The sequence below is a fragment of the bacterium genome, assembly GCA_020440705.1.
Classification (GTDB): domain Bacteria; phylum Krumholzibacteriota; class Krumholzibacteriia; order LZORAL124-64-63; family LZORAL124-64-63; genus JAGRNP01.
This window is the reverse complement of record JAGRNP010000047.1, coordinates 1-20,127: the sequence shown is the minus strand read 5'-3', so window position 1 is coordinate 20,127 and position 20,127 is coordinate 1. Positions and strand designations below refer to the sequence as shown.

Sequence of the window (20,127 nt, the reverse complement as noted above, 5' to 3'; positions counted from 1 at the left end):
CCTTCCGGAGGAGAAGAAGATGGATTCCCGCCAACTGCTCACCATCCTGCTCGTCGCGGCCGGGCGGCGCACCGGCACGCTGGTGCGCGCCGACGAGAACGGCCTGGAACTGGAGCGCGGGACCGGCCACTGGATCACCCGGGTGGCGTGGTCGGACGTCGCCCTGGTCGAGGTCCGCACGAAGGAGGGCTCGACGGCCACGGGCATGGGCGTGGGCTTCCTGGCCGGCGCGGTGGTCGGCGGGCTGATGGGACTGGCCGACGGCAGCGATTCCGAGGGCATCGTCCAGTTCAGCGCCGGGGCCAAGGCCGGCATGCTCGGCACCTTCTTCGGGCTGATCGGCATGCTGGTGGGCGGCATCGCCGGCGGGGCCGACACGTGGGAAACGGCGGCGCCCGCCGTGCCCGTCATCGGTCTGACGGCGGCTCCCGACGGGCGCCCGGGTCTGGCGGCGGTGCTCCGTTTCTGACGGTCCGGCGCCGAACGCGCAGTTTTTTCGCGGCCGGGTCGTCCCCCGGAATTCGGGAACCGCAGGGGTGCGGCGGCGGGACAACCGATCTATCTTGCCGGGACGGGTTGTTGAAAGGAGGTATTCATAAACGACCCGGTCAGAGGACGCCGAAGTTTTGGGGCTAGGGATCCCGGTGTGGTTCGACATCGCCCACACGTGGACCGCATCCCGATTCCCGGAACGCGAAGGACCTGCGACCATGAAGACCACCACCATCCTCCTGCTCGGGGCGATCCTGGCCCTGGGCTGCCTGGCGGCCGGATGCTCGGACGACGACTCCCCGACGGCCCCGGCCCTCACCATCGACACCGCACCCCCGGCGCCGCCGGCCACCTTGACGGCCTGCGACGCGTGCATGGCGGTCAAGCTCTCCTGGGCCGCCAACGACACCGACACCGATCTGGCCGGCTACGTCGTCTACCGGACGGCCCTGGGCCAGACCTGGCAGCTCACGGTCGACCCCATCGACGCCTGCTGCTACCTCGACCGGGCTCCCCTCGCGGGGCCGGCCGTGTACGCGGTGAGCGCCATCGACCGGTCCGGCAACGAGAGCGCCCGGACCACGTTCCTGCACCATGTCACCATCGTCGACGACGACCTGAACCGTCCCTAGGGGCGCGTGGGCCCGCCGGTCCTGCGGGGCCGGCGGGCCGCACCGTGGTCGTCCGCCGCCTTTCGGTCTAGCTTGTCCCTTCCGCATCGCCCGACCCCGACCCGGACCGGAGACCACCGTGCGCCACATCGTCCTGCTGCGCGGCATCAACGTGGGCGGCCACAACAAGCTGCCCATGGCCGAACTCCGCGAGGTGTGCGCCGGCCTCGGCTGCGCCGACGTCCGGACCTACATCCAGAGCGGCAACGTCGTCTGCGACGTCCCGGCCGCGGCGGGGCGGACCCTGGGTCGGCGTCTCGCCGCCGCCATCGCCGCGCGGTGGGGCTACGACGTGCCCGTGATCGTGCGCCGGGCCGACGCCTGGGCCCGGGTCGTGGCGGCGTGTCCGCTGGCCCCGATCGACGTGGCGGCCGAGGGCGGCCGTGTGTTCGTCATGTTCCTGGACGCCGAGCCGGCCGCCGAGCGGGTGGCCGACCTGCGCGCCCGCGTGACGCCGCCCGAGGAGCTGGTGGTCGTCGGCCGCGAGGTGCACCTGCGCTGCCCCGCCGGCTACGCCGACACGAAGCTGAACGGCAACACGGTCGAGCGCGTGCTCGGCGTCGCGGCCACCGCCCGCAACTGGAAGACGGTGCTGAAGCTGCACGAGATGGCCGGCTGACACGCCGGCGGAAGGAGCGATGCCATGGAGGACGGACGCCGTCTCGCCCTGGTCACCGGGGCCTCGACCGGCATCGGCGCGGCCCTCGTCGACACCCTGCTGGCCGGTGGCTGGGAGGTGGTCGGCCTGGCGCGCCGCGGAGTCGCCGTCGCCCACGCCCGGCTGCACCCGGTCGCCGTCGATCTGGGTGACGCGGACGCCCTCGAGCGGGTGATCGCCCACGAGCTGGCACCCCGCCTCGCCGCCGGGCCCTGGGCGCGCGTGGCCCTGGTCAACAACGCGGCGCGCCTGGGCGACCTGGCGCGGGTGACGGACTTCACGGCGGCCGGCCTGCACGGCATCCTGGCCGTCAACGCCGCGGCGCCCATCCGGCTGATGGGTTTCGCCCTGGCCGCCGTCCCGGCCGCGGTGCCGCTGCGCATCGTCAACGTCTCGTCGGGCGCGGCCCACATGGCCATTCCCGGCCTGGCCGACTACTGTGCCAGCAAGGCGGCGCTCCTGGCCGCGGGCCGGTCGCTGGCCGCCGAACTGGAGGGCACGCCGCGCGACGTGGGGCTCTTCAGCTACGAACCGGGCGTCGTCGACACGCCCATGCAGGACGCCGCGCGGGCGGCCGATCCGGCGCGTTTCCCGTCGCATGCCGCCTTCGTGGGCATGCAGCGCAACGGCGACCTGGCCGCACCGGCCGACGTGGTCGCGCCCATGGTCGCCTACATCGCGGGCGCCCCGCGCGCCCTGTTCACCGAGGCCCGCTACGGGGCCGCAGAGGCCTGATGGCCGGGGAGATGCCATGAACGCAACCGACTACCGGGACGAGGCGCTGCGCGCCTTCGCTGGCCTGCGCAGCCTGGCCGAGAAGTCCCTCGCGCAGCTCGACGACCGCGCCTTCTTCGCCGCGCCCGATCCGGACAGCAACAGCGCGGCGATCGTCGTCAAGCACATGGCCGGGAACATGCGCTCGCGCTGGCGCGACTTCCTCACCACCGACGGCGAGAAGCCGGACCGCCACCGCGACACCGAGTTCGAACTGGGGGAGGCCGACGACCGCGCCGCGATCATGGCGGCGTGGGCGGCCGGTTGGGATCTGGTCGAGGGGGCCATCGCCCCGCTCACCGAAGAGGACTTCGCGCGCACGGTGGCCATCCGCGGCGAGCCCCACACGGTGCTGCAGGCCATCAACCGGCAGCTCTCCCACTACGCCTACCATGTGGGGCAGATCGTCTACGTGGCCAAGTGGTCGCGGGGCCGCGACTGGGCGACCCTGAGCATCGCCAAAGGGGCCTCGCAGGCGTTCAACGCGTCGCCGGAGAAGTTCCTGCCCCCCGACGACGCCTGATCGCTGGCGCTACTTCACGACCGGCAGCTTTACCTTCTGCCACTCGCGGATGCCGTGGCGCAGGTTGATGACCTGCTCGAAGCCGTAGTCCATGAGGATCTTCGCCGCCACCGTGCTGCGGTTGCCCGACTGGCAGTACACGAACACGGGCTCGTCCTTCTTGGCGGGCAGCGAGCCGATCTCCTTCTGCAGCACCTGCACCGGCAGCAGGTGGGCGCCCTCGAGGTGGCCCGAGGCGAACTCGTTCGGCGTGCGCACGTCCAGGACGAAGGGCGAGATGTTGCGGATCAGGGCCGCGGCCTCGGCCGCGTCGACCTCCTGGTAGCCGCTCGCCGCGTAGTCGACCGCGGTGATGGTGCCGCCGGCCGCACCGATCGTGTAGGCGAAGCTGCCCGCGTCGGGCACCTTGAAGTAGGGCTTGTCGCCCTCCGCCGCCGGGTACGACTTCTCCACCTTCAGTTCGGGAATCGTGATCGTCACCGGCGCGCCGTCGGTGGTCTCGAGGCGCACGTAGTCGCCGCGGTACACCGTGAAGTCGCCCGGCGCCGCCGGATCGACCGTCAGCACGCGCAGGCCCTCGGAGATGCGGCCGCTGATGGACGCGGGGCTCGGGGCGGCGTCGGCCGTCGCGGCGGCGGATCGCGATTCGCCACCGCCGCAGCCGATCAAAGCGCAGAGGCCGCACGCGAGCAGGATCAGGGTCTGGAGACGTCGGGTGCTCATGATCACTCCCTGGAATGGACACGGGTTCTCGGTTTAAGATGCCAATATGCGCAGAAAGTTGACTAAAGGCAAGCGGCCGTCGGGGGCGGGGTTGCCGTCCCGCCGGACCTCGCCCTATCATGGTCCTCTCGCCGCCCGGTCCCGCGATGCCCGCGGCCGGCGGCGCCGGAGTCGCCCGTGCTCGCCACCCCGCGCACCACGCTGACCGTCCTGCGGCCGGACCAGGCCGGGCTTCTGCACGCCTACACCCTGCGCAACCGCGAGCACCTGGCCCCCTGGGAGCCCCGGCGCGACGAGGACCACTACACCGCGCACGCCGCCGCCGAGCGCGTCGCCCTGCAGGCGAAGATGTTCGAGAACCGCCTGGCCCTGCACCTGGCCGCCCTGGATCGCCTGTCCGGCGAGATGGTGGCCGCGTGCAGCTTCACCAACTTCGTGTTCGGCCCCTTCCAGGCCTGCCACCTCGGCTTCAGCGTCGACGTCCGGCGCCAGGGCGACAGCCTCATGTTCGAGGTGGCCCAGGCCGCCGTCAGCCACGTCTTCGCCACGTACGATCTGCACCGCATCATGGCCAACCACATGGTGGGCAACGAGCGCAGCGCGCGGCTGCTGGCGCGCCTCGGCTTCGCGCGTGAGGGCGTGGCCCGGTCGTACCTGAAGATCAACGGCCGCTGGGAGGACCACGTCCTGAACTCGCTTTTGAACCCCGCCCACCTCGCCGCGGAGAGCCCATGACCGTCGCCGTCTCCGATCGCATCGTCCTGCGCCGCTTCGACGCGGACAGGGACGCGGCCCCCTTCCACGCCCTGAACGCCGACCCGGAGGTGGTGCGCTACACCGGCGACCCGCCCTTCGCCGATGTGGCGGCGGCCCGGGACTTCCTGCTCGCCTACGACCACTACGACCGCCACGGTTTCGGCCGCTGGGCCCTGGAGCTGCGGGAAGAGGGGCGCATGGTCGGCTTCTGCGGCCTGAAGCGGCTGCCGGAGGGCGACGTCGTCGACCTCGGCTTCCGCCTCGAGCGCCGCCTGTGGGGGCGGGGCCTGGCCACCGAGGCCGCCCATCTGGCCCTGGCGGTCGGCTTCGGCCGGTGGGGGCTCGCGCGCATCATCGGTCGGGCCATGCCCGGGAACACGGCCTCCCTGGCCGTGCTGGCCAAGCTCGGTTTCCGCTTCACCCACGAGGTGCCGGCGGCGCCCGGGCACCACGGCTGGCGCGAGCACGAACTCGCCGCGGCCGACTACCACGGCCTGCCTTCCCTGCGCCCGATCCGCGACGACGACCTGCCCGTCCTCTTCGCCCACCAGCGCGATCCCGTGGCCGTGCGCATGGCCGCCTTCACCGCCGAGAACCCGGACGACGAAGCCGCCTTCCGGAAGAAGATGGCGCGCATCCTGGCCGACACGTCGTCCACCAACCGCGCCATCGTGGTCGGCGGCGAGGTGGTGGGCAACGTCATGGCTTTCGAGATGTTCGGCGAGCGCAACGTGTGCTACTGGCTCGGGCGCGAGCACTGGGGTCGGGGGCACGCCGGCGCGGCGCTGCGGGCCTTCCTCTGCGAGCACGACCGGCGTCCCCTCGTGGCCCGGGTCGTCCACGACAACGCCGGTTCGCTGAAGGTGCTCGCCCGGTGCGGCTTCGTCGTCACGGGCGAGGACGAGGGCTTCGCCCACGGTCGCGGCGGGAAGGTGCGCGAGATCCTGCTGCGCCTCGACGGTCCGCCGGCCTGAACGGGTCGCTACATTCGGACGGCCGGTGCGTCTGCCGGGTTCGCCCCCGACGCCCCGACTCCACCGGAGGTTCCCCGTGACCCGTCGTCGTCCGGGCGGTGGGCCGCGCCCTCAGCGCCGCGACAGCACCAGCGGGCTGCGCTCGAAGTCACGCACCTTCTGCACCTTCTCGCCGAAGGGCGGCACGTCGCTGTACATGGTCAGGCCCCGCAGGAGCCGGATCTCCCGCGTGACGACGAGGTCGCCGTTGCGCACCGCGAACTGGCAATGGTAGGCGAACTGGCCGTCGACGACCGAGAACGGCGCCGGCAGGCGCGCGTCGGTCCAGCCGTCGGGCAGGGGCGCGCGCCAGATCAGCGAACGGTCCCCGCTGAAGCGCACGATGAACGGCTCCGCGCGGGCCGGGTCCCAGCCGGCCAGGAATTCGCGTCCGTACACGAGTTCGGCCGGGATGATCCAGTTGTCGCCGGCGGGCGCGGGCAGGGGCGGGGCGTCGACCCGGCCGGCGAGAACCGCCTTGGCCGTGCGCGTCTCGCCCGGCGTGGCCTCGGCCGCGGTCACCGCGAAGCCCACGTCGCCGAAACGGTCCTCGAGGTACGCCTCGAGCATGCGCACCGGCTCCTCGGTGTCGTTCACCAGTTCCTGCAGTTCGCCGTAGCCGGTGCCGTGCACCTGCACCGTGGCCGCGTTCTCGGCCGGGACGTGCCGCAGGAGTTCGGCCGTCGTCGCCACCGATGCGTCGGGGTCGCCGGGCAGGTCGACCCAGTGGGCGAAGTCCGCTTCCTTGACCAGCCGCACGTACTCGTCCCAGAAGAGCGTCACGTGGGCCCCGGTGTTCTCGAAGGCCTGGCGCCGCAGGTCGCGCAGCTTCTCGCCCACGCCCGGCTCGAGCAGGAAACCCCGGGTCCCGCGCAGCGAAGGAGGCAGCTCGCCCGGCGCGCTCTCCCCGTAGGCGGGCGAGTACCAGGCCGGCTGCAGGCCGTTCAGGCGCACCACGAAGTCGCTGAACTGGGCCAGGTTCGGGTTGGCCAGGTCGGGCGGCCCGAAGAACTGGTTGCGCCCGGCGATGAGGTCGACGTTCACGCCCGCCGCGCGGCACATGGCGTACATGAGCACGCCCTTGCCGCGCATGGTCGCCTGGCGGCGGCGGAGCAGTTGGTGGGGCTGCTGGCCCTGCGAGCGCACCTCGAACGGGCTGACGGTCACGATCTCGTCGCGGATGAAGCGCGCGATGGCGTCGGCCTTCTCCCGGTCGGTGCCCCAGCCCGCCACGAGGGCCTGGGTTTCGGCGGCCACGTAGCCGGCCTGCTCGTCGAGGTACTCCAGGATGCCCGACCCGCGCGCCGCCGCCTCGTTCCAGCTCACGTTGAAGATCCAGCGATTGGCTTCCTTGTCCCAGGCGCCCCGGAACATGACCAGCAGGTAGGGCTCGTACTCGAGGAAGCTGGGCGCGTAGGGGCCGCGCGGTCGCGCCGGGATGTCGGTCACCACGAGGCGGATGTCGCACGGCGCCCCGTGCTTCTTCTCGAGGATCTTCTGGCTCCAGTTGCCCCGGCGCAGGTGCTCGCCGATGGTCTTGTAGGCCAGCTTGCCGTCGGTCTGGATGCGCGTGCGGTTCATCAGCACCGGGAAGTCGTCGGCCAGCTGCAGGTAGCCGCCGCCCCAGAAGCCGTGGTTGTCGACCTCCAGCGACCAGCCCAGCACATCGCCTTCCTTCACGTCCGGGAAGGCGATGATCACGTCGGTGGCCCTGTCGTCGTCGCCGGGCACGATCTTCCACACCGACTCGTCGAGACGGATCACCTTCCGGCCCCGCAGGATCCACGCCTCGCGGTACTTGATGTCGGCGTCCGGGTCGAGCTGGAACTGCCGGGTCGAGACGTCGGGATACTCGGGGTCGCCCACCCGCACCATCTCGTTGCGCACCACGAGCCAGCTGTCCGCGTCCACCTTGTACACGTCGCTCTTGAGCAGCACCACGGCGGGCTCGCCGGCGAGGTCGGGCTTCTCCGCGAAGCGCTCGACGACCTGGCCCGTGATGCCGGCGATGCCGGCGTCGTCGCGGCGGCCGAAGGTCCAGCTGGTCTCGGCCGCGATGGCGCCCGTGCCGAGCAGCAGGCCCAGCGCGAACAGGGCGACGAGCGGGCGTGGGCGGTGCGGTACGGTGCGGGTCATCGGTTCTCCTGTCCGGTGGGGCGGGTGATGGTGATGTAGCCGTTCTCGGCCCGGCGGGCGCGCTCGAGGGCGGCGTCGAGGTCTTCCGGGGCGGGATCGGCGTCGCGGCGCCAGACGAGGTGCCGCTCGAGGCGCAGGCTGTCGCCGTCCTGCCAGGTGCGCCGGGTCCAGGTGAAGGCCTCCTCTTCCAGGGCGAGGGAGTCGGCGGCGACCGTCCAGCCCGCCGGTAATCCGATGGACCACGACTCGCGGCGGTCCGGCGACTGGCTGGGCGGCGCGTGGCCGCGGCCGCGGGGCAGGGGCGGCAGCTCGTGGGGCAGGAAGACGAGGGGACCACTGGCCGGCAGCGGGCGTCCGCTCGCGGTGCCCAGGCGCCAGTGCACCGTGGCGTCACGGGCGCCGCCGCCGTCGTCGACCACGCCGGACACCACGCGCATGGGCACGGCGTCCGGACAGAGGCGGCCCGCGCGCAGCGACGCCAGCTGGTCCTGCGACGCCCGCAGCGTCTCGGCCCGCAGACGCAGACCGCCCGAGCCCGTGCCCGACAGATCGATGTCCAGGGCGAGGTTGCGATCCCCGGCGAGGCGGCCCTGCACCGTCAGCCGCCACTCGCCCGGATCCCAGGCGGCGAAGGGGATTTCGTGCAGGCCCTCGTGCCCGGGCCGCAGGGAGAGCACGGGAGAGGCCGCGTCCTGCGGCGAGATCGTGCCGGCGGGGCAGCCCTCGAGGGTGGCGTCGAGCCACACGCCGTCGGCGCCGTCGTCGGCCCAGACGATGTAGTGGTTGAACTGGATCGGGTTCGGTGTCGCGGCGGCCAGCGGCCCCACGTGCCCCGTGCGCACGAGCACGGGCCAGGCGTCGATGCCGACCGCCCGCAGCAGGGCGATCAGCAGCGTCCCGAGCCCCTTGCAATCGCCGTAGCCGTTGGCCAGGACCTCGCCCGCCGGCGCGGGGATGATGCCGCCGAGACCCGTGAACAGGCCGAGGTAGCGCGTCGTCTCCTGCACGTGGCCGTAGAGGACGTCGATCCGCTCGGCGTCGGTGGTGCACGTCGCGGTGAGTCGCGCGGCGAGAGCGGCGATCTCGGGCGTGACGGCCAGGCGCTCGGCGACCCGCTCGCGGTAGGCGGCCGCCACGGCGGCCCAGTCGGCGCCGGCGGTGAACGTGCCTGCGGGGAGCGGCGCGCCCCGCCCGCGCACGTGGGGCACGACGGTCACCTGACCCGTCGCGTCCGATCGGTACGACGGGCGGCGTCCCGGTCGCGGCAGGTCGTCGAGGCGCCAGAGGTGGGTCGTGCGGCCGTCGTGCGCTTCGGTCCGGTAGTCGAGGCGCGCGACGAGGTCGGCGTCGCCGAGCACCTCCCATGTCAGCTCGTACCCGTCGGGCAGCGTCACCGCGTACTCGCTCCGGGCGGTGGCGAGTCCGGCGCCGTACAGCCGTCCGGTGGGCAGGCCGTGATGGAACTCGACCTCGTATTCGGCCCGGGTCTGCAGCCGGTCGCCGGCGCGCAGGTCGGGCACGGCGGCCACGCGGTAGGCGCGGTCGAGAGTCACGACGCCGCCGCCCCGCGCGGTGAAGGCCATCCAGTCCAGGTCGCCCTTGTCGAGCCGGCGCGTCCTGCGCCCGTCGCCCGCCACCACGCGAACGTCGAAGCGCTCGAGATCGAACTGCCCTCCGTCGATGGCGAAGACCCGCGAAACGACGTCGAGACGGTCGCTGTCCAGCACCAGGGTCTCGGACAGCTCGGTCATGCGCCCGCGCAGGCAACGCGCAGCGTCGTCGAGGGCGACGTCGACCGCGACCGGACGCCCGGCGGCGCCCGGCGTCCAGCCCAGGGCGGCCCACACCGGCGCGTGGGCGCGCAGCCGGTCGACGAAGGTCGGAAATCCCGCCGGGTCCGTGCCCGTCCAGAGGGCTTCGGCCATGGCCGCGAGCCGGGGCGCGAGCATGGTCGGCACGCGCGTCGGCGCGACGTATTCGGTCCACAGGTTCATCTCGCCGCCGAGGATGTGATGGCGGAGCCCGGCCTCGAGCCCGGCCGGCACCGGGTCGAACCCGAAGACCTGCTGCAGATCGAGCACGCCGGGGTCGTAGTCGAAGTAGGCGTGGCTCGTGGGCGAGACCACCGCGTCGTGCCCGGCGCGGGCCGCGAGCAGGGCGCCGCGCAGGCCGCGCCAGCTCTGCACCGTGGCGCCCTCCGAGCGGGCCAGCAACCCGCCGTCGAGGATCTCGTCCCAGCCCACGAGGCGACGGCCGCGGGCGGCGAGCCAGCTCTCCATGCGCCCGATGAACCAGCTCTGCAGGGCGTCCTCGTCGGCCAGCCCCTCGGCCAGCATGCGGGCCTGGCAACGGGGGCACTCGCGCCAGCGGTCCTTGGGCGCCTCGTCGCCGCCGATGTGGATGTAGGTGCCGGGGAAGACGTCCAGGACGTGGGTGAGCACCTGGGCGAGGAAGCCGAAGACCTCGTCGTTGCCGGCGCAGAAGATGTCCTCGTGGATGCCCCACTGGGTCTCGACCGCGAAGGGGCCCCCGGTGCAGGAGAGTTCCGGATAGGCGGCGAGGGCGGCCTTGGCGTGGCCGGGCATCTCGATCTCGGGCACGACCGTGATGTGGCGGGCGGCGGCGTAGGCCACGATGCCCCGCATCTCGGCGGTGGTGTAGAAGCCGCCCGCGCGGTCGCCGTCCGGTCCGGTGCGCCAGGCGGCGGTTTCGGTCAGGCCGGGCAGACCGGGCACCTCGACGCGCCAGCCCTGGTCTTCCGTGAGGTGCCAATGCAACACGTTGCCCCGGTGCAGGGCCAGCGCGTCGATCACCTGCTCGACCACGGGCACCGGCATGAAGTGACGGGCGCAGTCGAGCAGCAGTCCCCGCCACGCGAAGCGGGGCTCGTCGTCGATCACGCCGCACGGCAGCGCGCCGCCCGCGGCGTTGTGCTTCAGCTGCGCCAGGCTCATGAGGCCCCGGAAGGCCCCGGCCGGTGTGGCGGCCGCGAGCGCGACGCCGTCGGGCCCGCAAGCGAGCCGATAGCCTTCCGGCGCAAAGCCTTCCCGCAGGGTGATCCGCAGATGCGGGCGCCCGTCAGCGGAAGTGGCGGGCAGGCCCAGCCAGAGGGTCGCGGCCGCCGCCAGTCCGGTGCCGGCCCCATCGGCGGCCAGGACGTCGACGCCGGCGAGATCGTCCGGGCGCCAAGTCCCGGCGCCGGGTTGCCAGGCGCGCGGCGCGGGAATGAGCGGCAGGGCGCGGTCGGTGTCGGGCATGGCCGGAGATCCCCCGCAGACGAGAACGAAGAGCGCGAGAAGGTGGGCACGGAACCGGTCTCGGCCCCGCCGGGCCCGCCGGACCCGGGGTCGGTGGCGTTCCATGTCCGGATCATCGACGAACTTCCCCACTGCGGCAAGGGCCCTTATCATGGGCGCCATGACTTCCCGTGACGGCATCACCCCGCGGCAGGCCAACCTGCTGCTCCTGCTCGCCTCGGCCATCTGGGGCCTGGCCTTCGTGGCCCAGCGCGTCGGCATGCGCCACGTCGAGCCCTTCACCTTCAACGGGGTGCGCTTCCTGCTCGCCACCGTGGCCCTGGCGCCTCTCCTGCGGTGGGGGCTGCCGGGCCAGGGCCGCCCAGGGCGCCGGGTGCCGCGGGGGCGGATCGTGCGCGGCGGGCTCGTCGCCGGTCTGGCCCTCTTCGCCGGTTCGACCCTCCAGCAGTACGGCGTCGTGTTCACCACCGCGGGCAAGGCCGGCTTCATCACCAGCCTCTACGTCGTCTTCGTCCCCCTGCTCGGGCTCGCGGTGGGCCAGCGCACGACCCGCGCCGTGTGGATCGGCGTGGCCGCGTGCGCCGCGGGGCTGTACCTGCTGAGCGCCAGGGGAATGGCGGGCATCGGCCTGGGCGATGGCCTGGTGCTCGTCGGCGCCCTGTTCTGGGCCGTGCACGTGCTCGTGATCGGGCGCCTGGCCCGTGACCTGCCCGCCCTGCCCCTCGCCGTGGCCCAGTTCACCGTCACGGGCGCGCTCAGTCTCGCGGGGGCCGTGATCTTCGAGCGGATCGATCCGGCGGCGCTGCGGGCGGCGGCCGTGCCCGTGCTCTACGCCGGCCTGATGTCCGTCGCCGTGGCCTACACCCTGCAGGTGGTGGGGCAGTCGCGCGCCCACCCGGCCCATGCCGCCGTGATCCTGTCGCTGGAGTCGGTCTTCGCCGCCGTCGGGGGCTGGGTGCTGCTGGGAGAGGTCATGGGCGCCCGGGCCCTCGCCGGATGCGGACTCATGCTGGCCGGCGTGCTGATCGCCCAGATCAACCCCGGATCGCCCGTTCCTGCCGCGAACGTTGCCGAAAAGCCACAAAACGTGATATGATTCGCCGGCCCCGGAATCCGGCTCCAGGATCCGGCTCCCCGGGACACGTCGAAAAAGCTCCCCTTTTCTCGCCCGGAAATCGGGATCGCCTGATGTCTGGCCTCGGAAACGCGCGGCTCTGCGCCGCCGTGCTGATCTGCATGGGACTCGGAAGCAGCTTCGCTCCCGGCGTCGTCGTGCCGGTCCGGGCCGAGGTCGGGGAGCTCGAACGCCCCGCCGCCGAGCGCCACCTGCCCTACACCGTCGAGGCCGTCCAGGAGTATTCCCGCCACCCGGGGGACCTGCGGTCCTTCGCCTTCGAGCGCGCCGATTTCGACGGTGACGGCCACGACGAGCTGATCACCAGCAACGGAACGCACCTGCTCGGCCTCGACGGCGAGGACACCTACCTGCGCACCCTCTTCCAGATCAACCTGGAGCCCGACTGGCGCTTCGACAACAACATCGGCTCGCGCATGGCCGTCTGCCGCGATCTCAGCGGCGACGGCGTCGACGAGTTCTACACGACCATCCGGCGCGACGACCGCAGCGCCTGGCGCTTCGTGGGCATCGATCTCGCCGACGGCTCGTTCCGCCTCGACGTGCCGCTGCCCCTCGGCGCCGACCGCCGGGCCGACGGTGTCTGGGACGGCACCTACCAGGTCATCGGCTGGGTCGACGACGCCGACGGCAAGGGCACGCCCGCGGTGATCCTGTGCGTCATCGTCCAGTACGACGCCACCGGGCGGGGCATCATGGCCGTCGACCCGCGCGACGGGCACGAGGTCTGGCGCTGGGAAACGGGTGTGAATCCCGACCGCGTCTCGGCCCACGTCGCCGATCTCGAAGGGGACGGGCGTCCGGAGATCGTCCTGTTCGGCACGTCGCCGGACAACCTCGGGGGGCAGCTCGTCAACGGCATGAGCGACGACCGGGCCGTCTTCGTCGTGCTCTCGGCCGACGGCAACGTCCTGTGGGTCGAGGACGTGGCGGGCGATCTCCAGCACGGGCGCGTCGACACCCACGACCTGACCGGCGACGGCAAGCTCGAGATCATCGTCTCGACGGCGGCCGGCAAGGTGGGCGAGACCCACCGCCTGGCGGTATGGGACTACGAGAGCCGCAGCGTGCTGGTGGCCCAGCGGCAGCGGGCGCGGTTCCTCGGTCTGGCCGTCGTGCCCGGCGACCGTCCGGGCGTCCACTGGCTCTACACGGGTTCGAACGACGGCTACGTGACGCGGTTCATCTGCGACGGCCGGACCCTCACCCGCGACCGCTCGGTGCTGACCGGCGCGGCCTTCAGTACGGTCATCGGCGCCGTGGACGTGCTGCCGGCACCGGGTCCGGAGATCCTGGTCGATGGCGTCAGCGACGGGCTGCTTGTCCTCGACACCGGTCTGCGGCCGCTGGCGGCCCATACGCCCGAGGCCAGCTACGGGCGCGCCTTTCCGTGCGTGCTGCGGGTGGGTGAGGCCGACTCGCTGCTCGTGCTCGGCTCGGATGGGGGCCAGGCGCTGCTGTCGTTCGCGAAGACACCTTTCGCGCTGCCGGCCCGCGTCGCCTACGCCGTCGTGGCCCTGCTCGTGGCCGCCCTGTTGGTGGTGGCCTTCCGACTCGGCCGGGCGAGCGCGCGGCGCCCCGGCGGCGCGTCGGCGGTCGAGCCGGCGCCCGTCGCCGACCTCGGCGCCGACCGGGAGGTGCTGTACCGGATCTGGCGGCAGCTCGACGACGTGAAGCACGAGCGCTTCCTCGAGGTGAACCACGGCCTGCGCCGTCTGGTGTGGCTCCTCGAGGCCTACGCCGCCGACCTCGGCGCCTCCGAGGATCTGCGCGAACGCATCGGGCAGCTCCTGGAGGACTTCACCGATTCGCTGCAGCCGCGGCTGCTGGAGATCCTGCGTCTGGCGCGCGACGAGAGCTACGAACCCGACCTGGTCGAGACCACCGCCGAAGCCCTGCGCGTGCTGGGCGGCCTGCTGTCCGGGCTCGAGAAGCGCACGCTGAGCGTCGCCTCGGTCCAGGCCTGCACGGCGGACATGAAGAGCGAGCTGGGTCGCGTCGAGGAGGGCTTCACCGAGCTCTGGCGCTCGCTGCGGCGCTACTTCTCCACCGATCCGGTCCGCATGATCCAGGGCATGCTGCTGCTGCGCGAGGTGGAGTTCCAGCGGGCGGGCGTCGGGGCGCGCTTCCTGGGCGCGGCGTCGGGCGACGACCTGGTCTGCCTGATCGACAGCGGCAGCCTGCGGTACGTCCTGGACAACCTCGTCAACAACGCCCTGCGGGCCATGGCGGAGAGCGACCGCCGCGAGCTGATCGTCGAGGCCTCGCGCGCCGACCGGGAGGTGACCCTGCGCCTGACCGACACCGGCAAGGGCATCGAGCCGGAGGCCCGCGAGCGCATCTTCAACGGCCGCACCTCCGACCGCCTCGGCGGGGGCACGGGCCTCTTCCGCTCGCGCCAGATCCTGCAGAAGTGGGGCGGCGAGATCTCCCTGGCCGGCTCGGCCCCTGGCCAGGGAACGACCTTCGTTGTCCAACTTCGGGCCGCCCACGCCGCGGCCGCCGCCGAAGAGCCGCCCCAGGCCCTGTCCGGCGAAGCCTGACGTCCTTGCCTGCGGTGAGGCGCCCCGCGCCGCCCAGGCCCCTTGTCCCCGCCGCCGCAACGGGATCCGCGTCCCCCGGCGGCGGCATTTTTTTCCTCAACCGTTTCGCACGGGCGGCGATAGGAATTCGGAACGGTTCGTGCAATCTGCAACGACATCGAGCGCAGGGCTCCGACGGAGCCGGGAGGATCTCCCGCGGCACCGCTGCCCGGACCACGCCACCAGGACCCGAGTCACCCGTTGTCGGCGACCAGGAACGCCGCAGCGAAGGGGAGAACCATGGGATTCAATGTCAATCGCGCCAGGGAAGTCCACTTCACCCGTATGCAGAAGGCCCTCGAGGAGGGGCTGAAGGCCATCGAGTCGGCGCGCACGCCGGACGAGGCCGACGCCGCCCGCCTGCGGGCCCAGGCCCGCATGGAAGAGCTCAACCGCATGTGGCAGGAGGCGTTCCCGACCGAGCCGGTCGCCTGACCCCGACCGCGCCAACATGCTCACGGCCGCGCCCCCGAACGGGGACGCGGCCGCTTTTTTGCGGCCCGATGCAACCCTGCCGGCGCGGCGCGCGTCCCCTTCTTGTTCCCGAGGTCCCCGCTCCCCCCTGCCGGAGGTAGAGATATGCTGCGCCGCACCGCTTCGCCCGTCCTGGTGCTCCTGCTGGCCTTCGCCGTGGCCGGAATCGCCACGGCCGCCGAGTTCACCCGCGATTTCCGCATCGATCGCGACGAGCTGCAGGTCGTCAACATGATCGGCCAGGTCGAGGTCGTGCCCGCCGACGGCGACGGGTTCGAAGTCACGGTCCATGTCCGGGGCGAGGACGCCACCGCCGACGTCCTGGAGTTCCTCGAGCTGGAGAACGGCGCGTCCCTGGTGGTGAAGTTTCCCCTCGACGAGCACGACGACTACGTCTATCCGCGCCTGGGCAAGGGCAGCAAGTCGACCATGACGTTCCGTGACGACCAGGACCACGGCAACTCCTGGCTCCGCGAGATCTTCTCCGGCATGAACGGCCGGAAGGTCACCGTCCGCGGCAGCGGGCGGGGCCTGGAGGTGTGGGCCGACGTGACGATCCGCGTGCCCCGCGGCGCCGAGCTCGAGGTGCACAACGGGCTGGGCGGCGTCGAGGCCGCCGATCTCGAGGCCGACCTCGTCCTCGACACCCATTCCGGCCGGGTGAAGGTGCGCAAGGTGACCGGCTCGGTGCTCGTCGACACGGGCAGCGGCCACGTCGAGGTCGATGGCGTCACCGGCGATCTGGACGTGGACACGGGCAGCGGCCACGTCGAGCTGACCGCCTGCGAGGGCGAGGACATCAAGGTCGACACGGGCAGCGGCCATGTGACCCTCGCCGAGGTGCGGTGCGGGTACCTGAACGTCGACACCGGCAGCGGCCACGTGAAGGCGCGCGGGGTGAGCACCGACGGCGCCCGCATCGACACGGGCAGCGGCTCGGTGCAGCTCGAGCTCGCGCACATGGGCAAGGGCAAGTTCGTGCTCGACACCGGCAGCGGCGGCATCGACCTCGTGCTGCCGCCCGACGCCTCGGCCCGCATCTCGGCCGACACGGGCAGCGGCGGCGTCTCGTGCGACGTCGACGGGGCCGACATCATCCACAAGGAGCGCACCGAGATGGAGCTGGTCGTGGGCGACGGCGAGGCCCGGGTGCACCTGGACGCGGGCAGCGGCCACGTGAAGGTCTCTTCGCGCTGATCGCCTCCGGCGCCATCGAATTCACGAATTCAGCGGCGGGACCGTCACACAGGCGGTCCCGTTCGCATAGGGCTATGGTGACCCGAACGGACCCCCGTCCCGACCCCATCCCGATCCGAGGTGACCCATGACGCCCCTGCGCCCCCTGTTCCTCTTCCTGGCCCTGCTCCTCCTGCCCGCGTTGGCGGCCGCCGAACTGCCCGCCTGGGCGAGCTACACCGCCACCTTCGACGCCACCTGGAGCGCCACGACCCATCCGCAGGACTTCCCGGCGAACGCCCACTGGTCGGGCCTGATCGGCGGCACCCACGACGACCAGGCGGTCTTCTGGGCGCCGGGCACCCTGGCCACGACCGGCGTCAGGCAGATGGCCGAGTGGGGGGCCACGACCGTCTTCACCCAGGAGGTCGACGCGCAGATCATCGCCGGGCACGCCGGCGAGGTGGTGGCGGGCCCGGTGCTGTGGGAGTCGCCGGGACAGACCACGGTCACCTTCACCGTCACCCCCGATCACCCGCTCATCACCCTGTGCACCATGATCGCCCCGAGCCCCGACTGGTTCGCCGGCGTGAACGGCCTCGACCTGCGCGACGGCGACGTCTGGCGCGACGAGGTCGTGGTCGATCTCTACCCGTACGACGCCGGCACCGACAGCGGCGCGAGCTTCGCCTCGCCCGACCTCGTCACCAGCCCGCCCGTGCCGGTGGCGGCCATCGCCGGCGCGCCCTTCACGCCGGGCGTGCCCGTGGCCACGCTCACCTTCCGGCGCGACGGGGTGGCCGCGGCGCCGGTCCCGACCCCCGCCGTGCCGTTCAGCGCCGTGCCGAATCCCTTCAATCCGGCCACCGAGCTGCGCTTCGCCGTGCCGGAAGGCACCACCCGCGTCGCCGTGGACATCGCCGACGCGCGGGGCCGCATCGTCCGCCGCCTCGCGGTCGACGCCACGCCCGGCGAGCGCCGCCTGCGCTGGGACGGCCGCACCGACGCCGGCCGGCCCCTGCCCAGCGGCGTGTACTTCGCGCGGCTCGCCCTCGACGGGACCGTCGCCGTGCGGAAGCTCGTGCTGGTGCAGTAGGGGCGCTCTCCCGCTGGACAAATCCGGCGCGGCGGGTTCCACTCGGCGGTGGCGACCACCACCGGGCGAAAGGGATCCATGCTGCGCCGCGACGACATCCCCATCCTGCTGCTGGGCCTGCTGCTGGCCGGTGTGCTCTTCGTGCTGCGCAGCGCGGGCCAGACGCCGGACGGCCTGAGCTACGCCATAGCGGTGCGCGACGGCGTGGACGTTTGCCACCCCCATCACCTGCTGCACGGCCCGGTCACCCGCCTGATCCACCTGGCCACCGGCCGGGGCGATCCTCTCGTGGCCGGCGTCCTGCACAACCTCGTCTTCCTGGTCGTGCTGGGGGTGGCCGCGAAGCGGCTGGCGCAGGGCCTGGGCGCCGGTGCGGCCGGCGCGACCCTGGCGGCGGCGGTGCTGCTCGCCACGCGCGGCGTCGTGTTCTATGCGACCCACGTGGAGACCTACCTGCCGGCCCTCGCGGCGCTGACCGGTTTCGCGGCGGCCTGGCGCGGACGCGCGGAACGACCGGGGCCGGCGGCGGCCTGGCTCGTGCTGGCCGTGCTCTACCACCAGACCAACGTGCTGGCCGTGGTGCCGGCTCTTGCGGCCTCGTCCCGCCGGCGCGCCGACCTGCGGGCCGTGCTCGTACCGGCGGGTCTCGTCGTGTGGGCCACCTACGTGGCCGTGTGGGGCTTCACCGGGGTTCGCGAAGGCCTCTTCGCCTGGCTGACCGGTTACGTCCGGGCCGACGTGCCGGCCTGGGGCAGCTTCGGGCACTTCGGTCCGGCGGGACTGCGCGACCTCGGTCTCAACCAGCTGCGGATGGTGCTGCCGGTGCCGGCGTCCCTGGCCGGTCCGGCGGCGCTGGCGTTCTTCGCCGGTCTGGCGCTGCTGGCGGCCGTGAACCTGCGGGCCCCGACCCGGCGCGCGGACCGCCGCTTCCACCTCGTCTTCCTGGCCGTCTACCTGCTCTTCTTCCTGTGGTGGATTCCCGCGGACCCGGACTTCTTCCTGGCCACCCTGCTGCCGCTGGGCGCCCTGGGGCTGCTCGCCGTCGGCGACCTGCCGCCGTGGGGCCGGGGGCGTTGGTGGGCCATTCCCGCCGGGGTGCTGCTCGCGGGGAACCTGGCGTTCGTGGCCGTGCCCATGCACCGGGATCCGGGCCCGACCCGGGCCGTGGCCCGCGCGCTCGCGGCCGCGGCGCCCGCCGACGCGGTCCTGGTCGTGGGCTACGGCGTGCAGCAGGAACTGCTCTACGCCGGGCGACGAACACCGGTGTACGAGGGGGATGAACTGGGCTGGAACCTGGCACAGGGGCGAATCGAGCCGCCGGCGCCGCCCGTCGCGATCGGCGCGGACTACGCCGGGCTGCTGCTGTCCCGCGCCAGCGACACGGACGCGCATCTGCTGCGGACCCTGACCGGCTTCGTCCCGGGCGACGGCAACGAGCGAGCCACCTGGCGCCGGCCGCAGACCCTGCCCGGGAACGTCGGGCTGCTCTTCGGCGCCGCCCGTGACAGCGTCGCCGACTGGCCGGCGGCCGTCAGCGCGCTCCGGGCGGCGGTGCGGGGAACGCCCTGAGCATGCGCCCCACCCACACGATCACGAAAGCCATGTAGAGCAGCAGCCACGGCCAGAACAGGCTGGACAGGCGTGCGGGCTCGATCCGGTTGGCGAGCACCGTCAGGTGGGTGGTGCCGGCCAGGAACAGCAGGGTCGCCGCCCCGAAATGGAACGCCCAGTCGCCGACGTACGCCAGGGAGGCGGTCCGTCGCGGCGGCGCGAGCCAGTAGTCCTTGCGCGGGATGTTGATGGCGGCGTCCGGCATGCCGGGCATCAGCAGCGCCAGGCCCCCGAAGATGGCCGAGACCATGAAGATGATCAGCCCGCTGAGGGCGACGAAGGCGGTGCGGCTCGAATGGTCGTCGGCCACGCCGCCGGCGCCGAAATGGCTGGCGACGATGTCGGGCAGCTGGCCCGCGACCCACACCAGGTGCAGGCAGACGCCGGCCAGGACGATCAGGAAGACGAGGGCGGAAGCACGAGCGTTCATGGGGATCCTCCGACTGGGGTCTCGGCGGAACGTACCCCGGTCAGGGGGCCGCTATTCGGGCCCGGGAATGCGCAGCACCTCGAGCTGGTAGGGCAGGAGGCGTCCGCCCAGCTCGGCGCCGCGGCCGTCGCAGCTGGCCACGTGCGCCACGCCCGCCTGCCGCAGCACGCGTCGCCACTGGTCGCGGTCGAAGCAGTGCAGGTCGTAGCGGTCGTCGGCGTGCTCCTCGCCCCGGGGACGCGCCACCGTCAGGTGCGAGACGACCGTCTCCCGCCGCGCGCGGGGCGTGCCCGGTTCGGGCGGCAGGTAGTTGACCACCTGGGTGATCCGGCAGCGGCCCCGCGCCGCGGTCCAGACGTCTTCTTCCGGGAAGAGCCAGCCGTAGTCGACGAGGCTCAGGCCGACCACGTACAGGGCGCCCGGGGCCAGGATCGCCGCCATCTCCCGCAGGTGGGCGACCACGGCGGCATCGGACGGCAGGTGCCGCAGGGTGTTGACGAGGTTGAAGGCGAAGCGGGGCGGCCGGGCGGCGAGGCCGGCGCGGCGGGCGGCGGCGGCGCAGTCGGTCAGGTCGGCCCGGAAGAGGCGCGCCGCGCCGGGCAGGCGGCCCCGCGCGTAGG

At 72.7% G+C, this 20,127-nt stretch carries 18 protein-coding genes; 13 read left to right on the top strand and 5 right to left on the bottom strand.

What is annotated here, in order from left to right:
- Positions 1-19: 19 nt before the first annotated feature.
- The 5 genes from KDM41_08950 to KDM41_08930 all read left to right on the top strand — a co-directional run bounded on the left by KDM41_08950 (position 20) and on the right by KDM41_08930 (position 3,118).
- On the top strand, positions 20-469 hold the full coding sequence (locus KDM41_08950) for a hypothetical protein (protein ID MCB1183550.1): 450 nt from the start codon (positions 20-22) through the stop codon (positions 467-469).
- A gap of 241 nt (positions 470-710) precedes the next feature.
- Complete coding sequence (locus KDM41_08945) at positions 711-1,124, top strand: hypothetical protein (protein ID MCB1183549.1); 414 nt, start codon at positions 711-713, stop codon at positions 1,122-1,124.
- 118 nt (positions 1,125-1,242) lie between these two features.
- Positions 1,243-1,782, top strand: coding sequence for a DUF1697 domain-containing protein (locus tag KDM41_08940; protein ID MCB1183548.1), 540 nt, complete (start codon positions 1,243-1,245; stop codon positions 1,780-1,782).
- Positions 1,783-1,806: 24 nt separating this feature from the next.
- The gene (locus KDM41_08935; protein MCB1183547.1) at positions 1,807-2,556 is read left to right on the top strand and encodes an SDR family NAD(P)-dependent oxidoreductase; all 750 of its coding nucleotides are present in this window, start codon (positions 1,807-1,809) and stop codon (positions 2,554-2,556) included.
- A 16-nt stretch (positions 2,557-2,572) separates the two neighbouring features.
- Positions 2,573-3,118, top strand: a complete 546-nt coding sequence (locus KDM41_08930; GenBank protein MCB1183546.1) for a DUF1572 family protein — start codon at positions 2,573-2,575, stop codon at positions 3,116-3,118.
- Between the two features lie 9 nt (positions 3,119-3,127).
- On the opposite strand, the gene KDM41_08925 is transcribed toward KDM41_08930, so the two are convergent.
- Entirely contained in the window at positions 3,128-3,841 is a 714-nt protein-coding gene (locus tag KDM41_08925) for a rhodanese-like domain-containing protein (protein ID MCB1183545.1), read from the bottom strand.
- A gap of 177 nt (positions 3,842-4,018) precedes the next feature.
- On the opposite strand from KDM41_08925, the gene KDM41_08920 reads away from it, so the two are divergent.
- Both KDM41_08920 and KDM41_08915 read left to right on the top strand, forming a co-directional pair.
- Complete coding sequence (locus KDM41_08920; GenBank protein MCB1183544.1) at positions 4,019-4,576, top strand: GNAT family N-acetyltransferase; 558 nt, start codon at positions 4,019-4,021, stop codon at positions 4,574-4,576.
- A gap of 386 nt (positions 4,577-4,962) precedes the next feature.
- A complete protein-coding gene (locus tag KDM41_08915; protein MCB1183543.1) occupies positions 4,963-5,571 on the top strand; it encodes a GNAT family N-acetyltransferase in 609 nt (202 codons plus the stop codon).
- A gap of 111 nt (positions 5,572-5,682) precedes the next feature.
- Here KDM41_08915 and KDM41_08910 read toward each other — a convergent pair whose 3' ends face one another.
- The gene (locus KDM41_08910) at positions 5,683-7,746 is read right to left on the bottom strand and encodes a transglutaminase domain-containing protein (protein ID MCB1183542.1); all 2,064 of its coding nucleotides are present in this window, start codon (positions 7,744-7,746) and stop codon (positions 5,683-5,685) included.
- Positions 7,743-11,003 carry a family 20 glycosylhydrolase gene (locus KDM41_08905; protein MCB1183541.1) on the bottom strand — a complete coding sequence of 1,087 codons (3,261 nt, stop codon included), beginning with the start codon at positions 11,001-11,003 and terminating at the stop codon, positions 7,743-7,745. Before KDM41_08905 ends, KDM41_08910 begins: the two co-directional genes overlap by 4 nt.
- A gap of 160 nt (positions 11,004-11,163) precedes the next feature.
- On the opposite strand from KDM41_08905, the gene KDM41_08900 reads away from it, so the two are divergent.
- From KDM41_08900 to KDM41_08875, 6 genes are all read left to right on the top strand, one after another.
- On the top strand, positions 11,164-12,099 hold the full coding sequence (locus KDM41_08900) for a DMT family transporter (protein MCB1183540.1): 936 nt from the start codon (positions 11,164-11,166) through the stop codon (positions 12,097-12,099).
- A gap of 92 nt (positions 12,100-12,191) precedes the next feature.
- On the top strand, positions 12,192-14,681 hold the full coding sequence (locus KDM41_08895; protein MCB1183539.1) for a sensor histidine kinase: 2,490 nt from the start codon (positions 12,192-12,194) through the stop codon (positions 14,679-14,681).
- 279 nt (positions 14,682-14,960) lie between these two features.
- Positions 14,961-15,155: a hypothetical protein gene (locus KDM41_08890; protein ID MCB1183538.1), complete on the top strand. Its 195-nt coding sequence runs from the start codon at positions 14,961-14,963 to the stop codon at positions 15,153-15,155.
- A gap of 144 nt (positions 15,156-15,299) precedes the next feature.
- Positions 15,300-16,391 carry a DUF4097 family beta strand repeat protein gene (locus KDM41_08885; GenBank protein MCB1183537.1) on the top strand — a complete coding sequence of 364 codons (1,092 nt, stop codon included), beginning with the start codon at positions 15,300-15,302 and terminating at the stop codon, positions 16,389-16,391.
- A gap of 127 nt (positions 16,392-16,518) precedes the next feature.
- Positions 16,519-17,466 (top strand): spondin domain-containing protein, encoded by a 948-nt coding sequence (locus tag KDM41_08880; protein ID MCB1183536.1) that lies wholly within the window; start codon positions 16,519-16,521, stop codon positions 17,464-17,466.
- A gap of 78 nt (positions 17,467-17,544) precedes the next feature.
- A complete protein-coding gene (locus KDM41_08875) occupies positions 17,545-19,035 on the top strand; it encodes a hypothetical protein (protein MCB1183535.1) in 1,491 nt (496 codons plus the stop codon).
- Here the strand turns inward: KDM41_08875 and KDM41_08870 are convergent.
- Together KDM41_08870 and KDM41_08865 are read right to left on the bottom strand one after the other, a co-directional pair.
- The gene (locus KDM41_08870; protein MCB1183534.1) at positions 18,998-19,507 is read right to left on the bottom strand and encodes a DUF1648 domain-containing protein; all 510 of its coding nucleotides are present in this window, start codon (positions 19,505-19,507) and stop codon (positions 18,998-19,000) included. The genes KDM41_08875 and KDM41_08870 overlap by 38 nt on opposite strands.
- Positions 19,508-19,558: 51 nt before the next feature.
- The coding region (locus KDM41_08865; GenBank protein ID MCB1183533.1) for a hypothetical protein at positions 19,559-20,127 on the bottom strand (569 nt) is incomplete at its 5' end.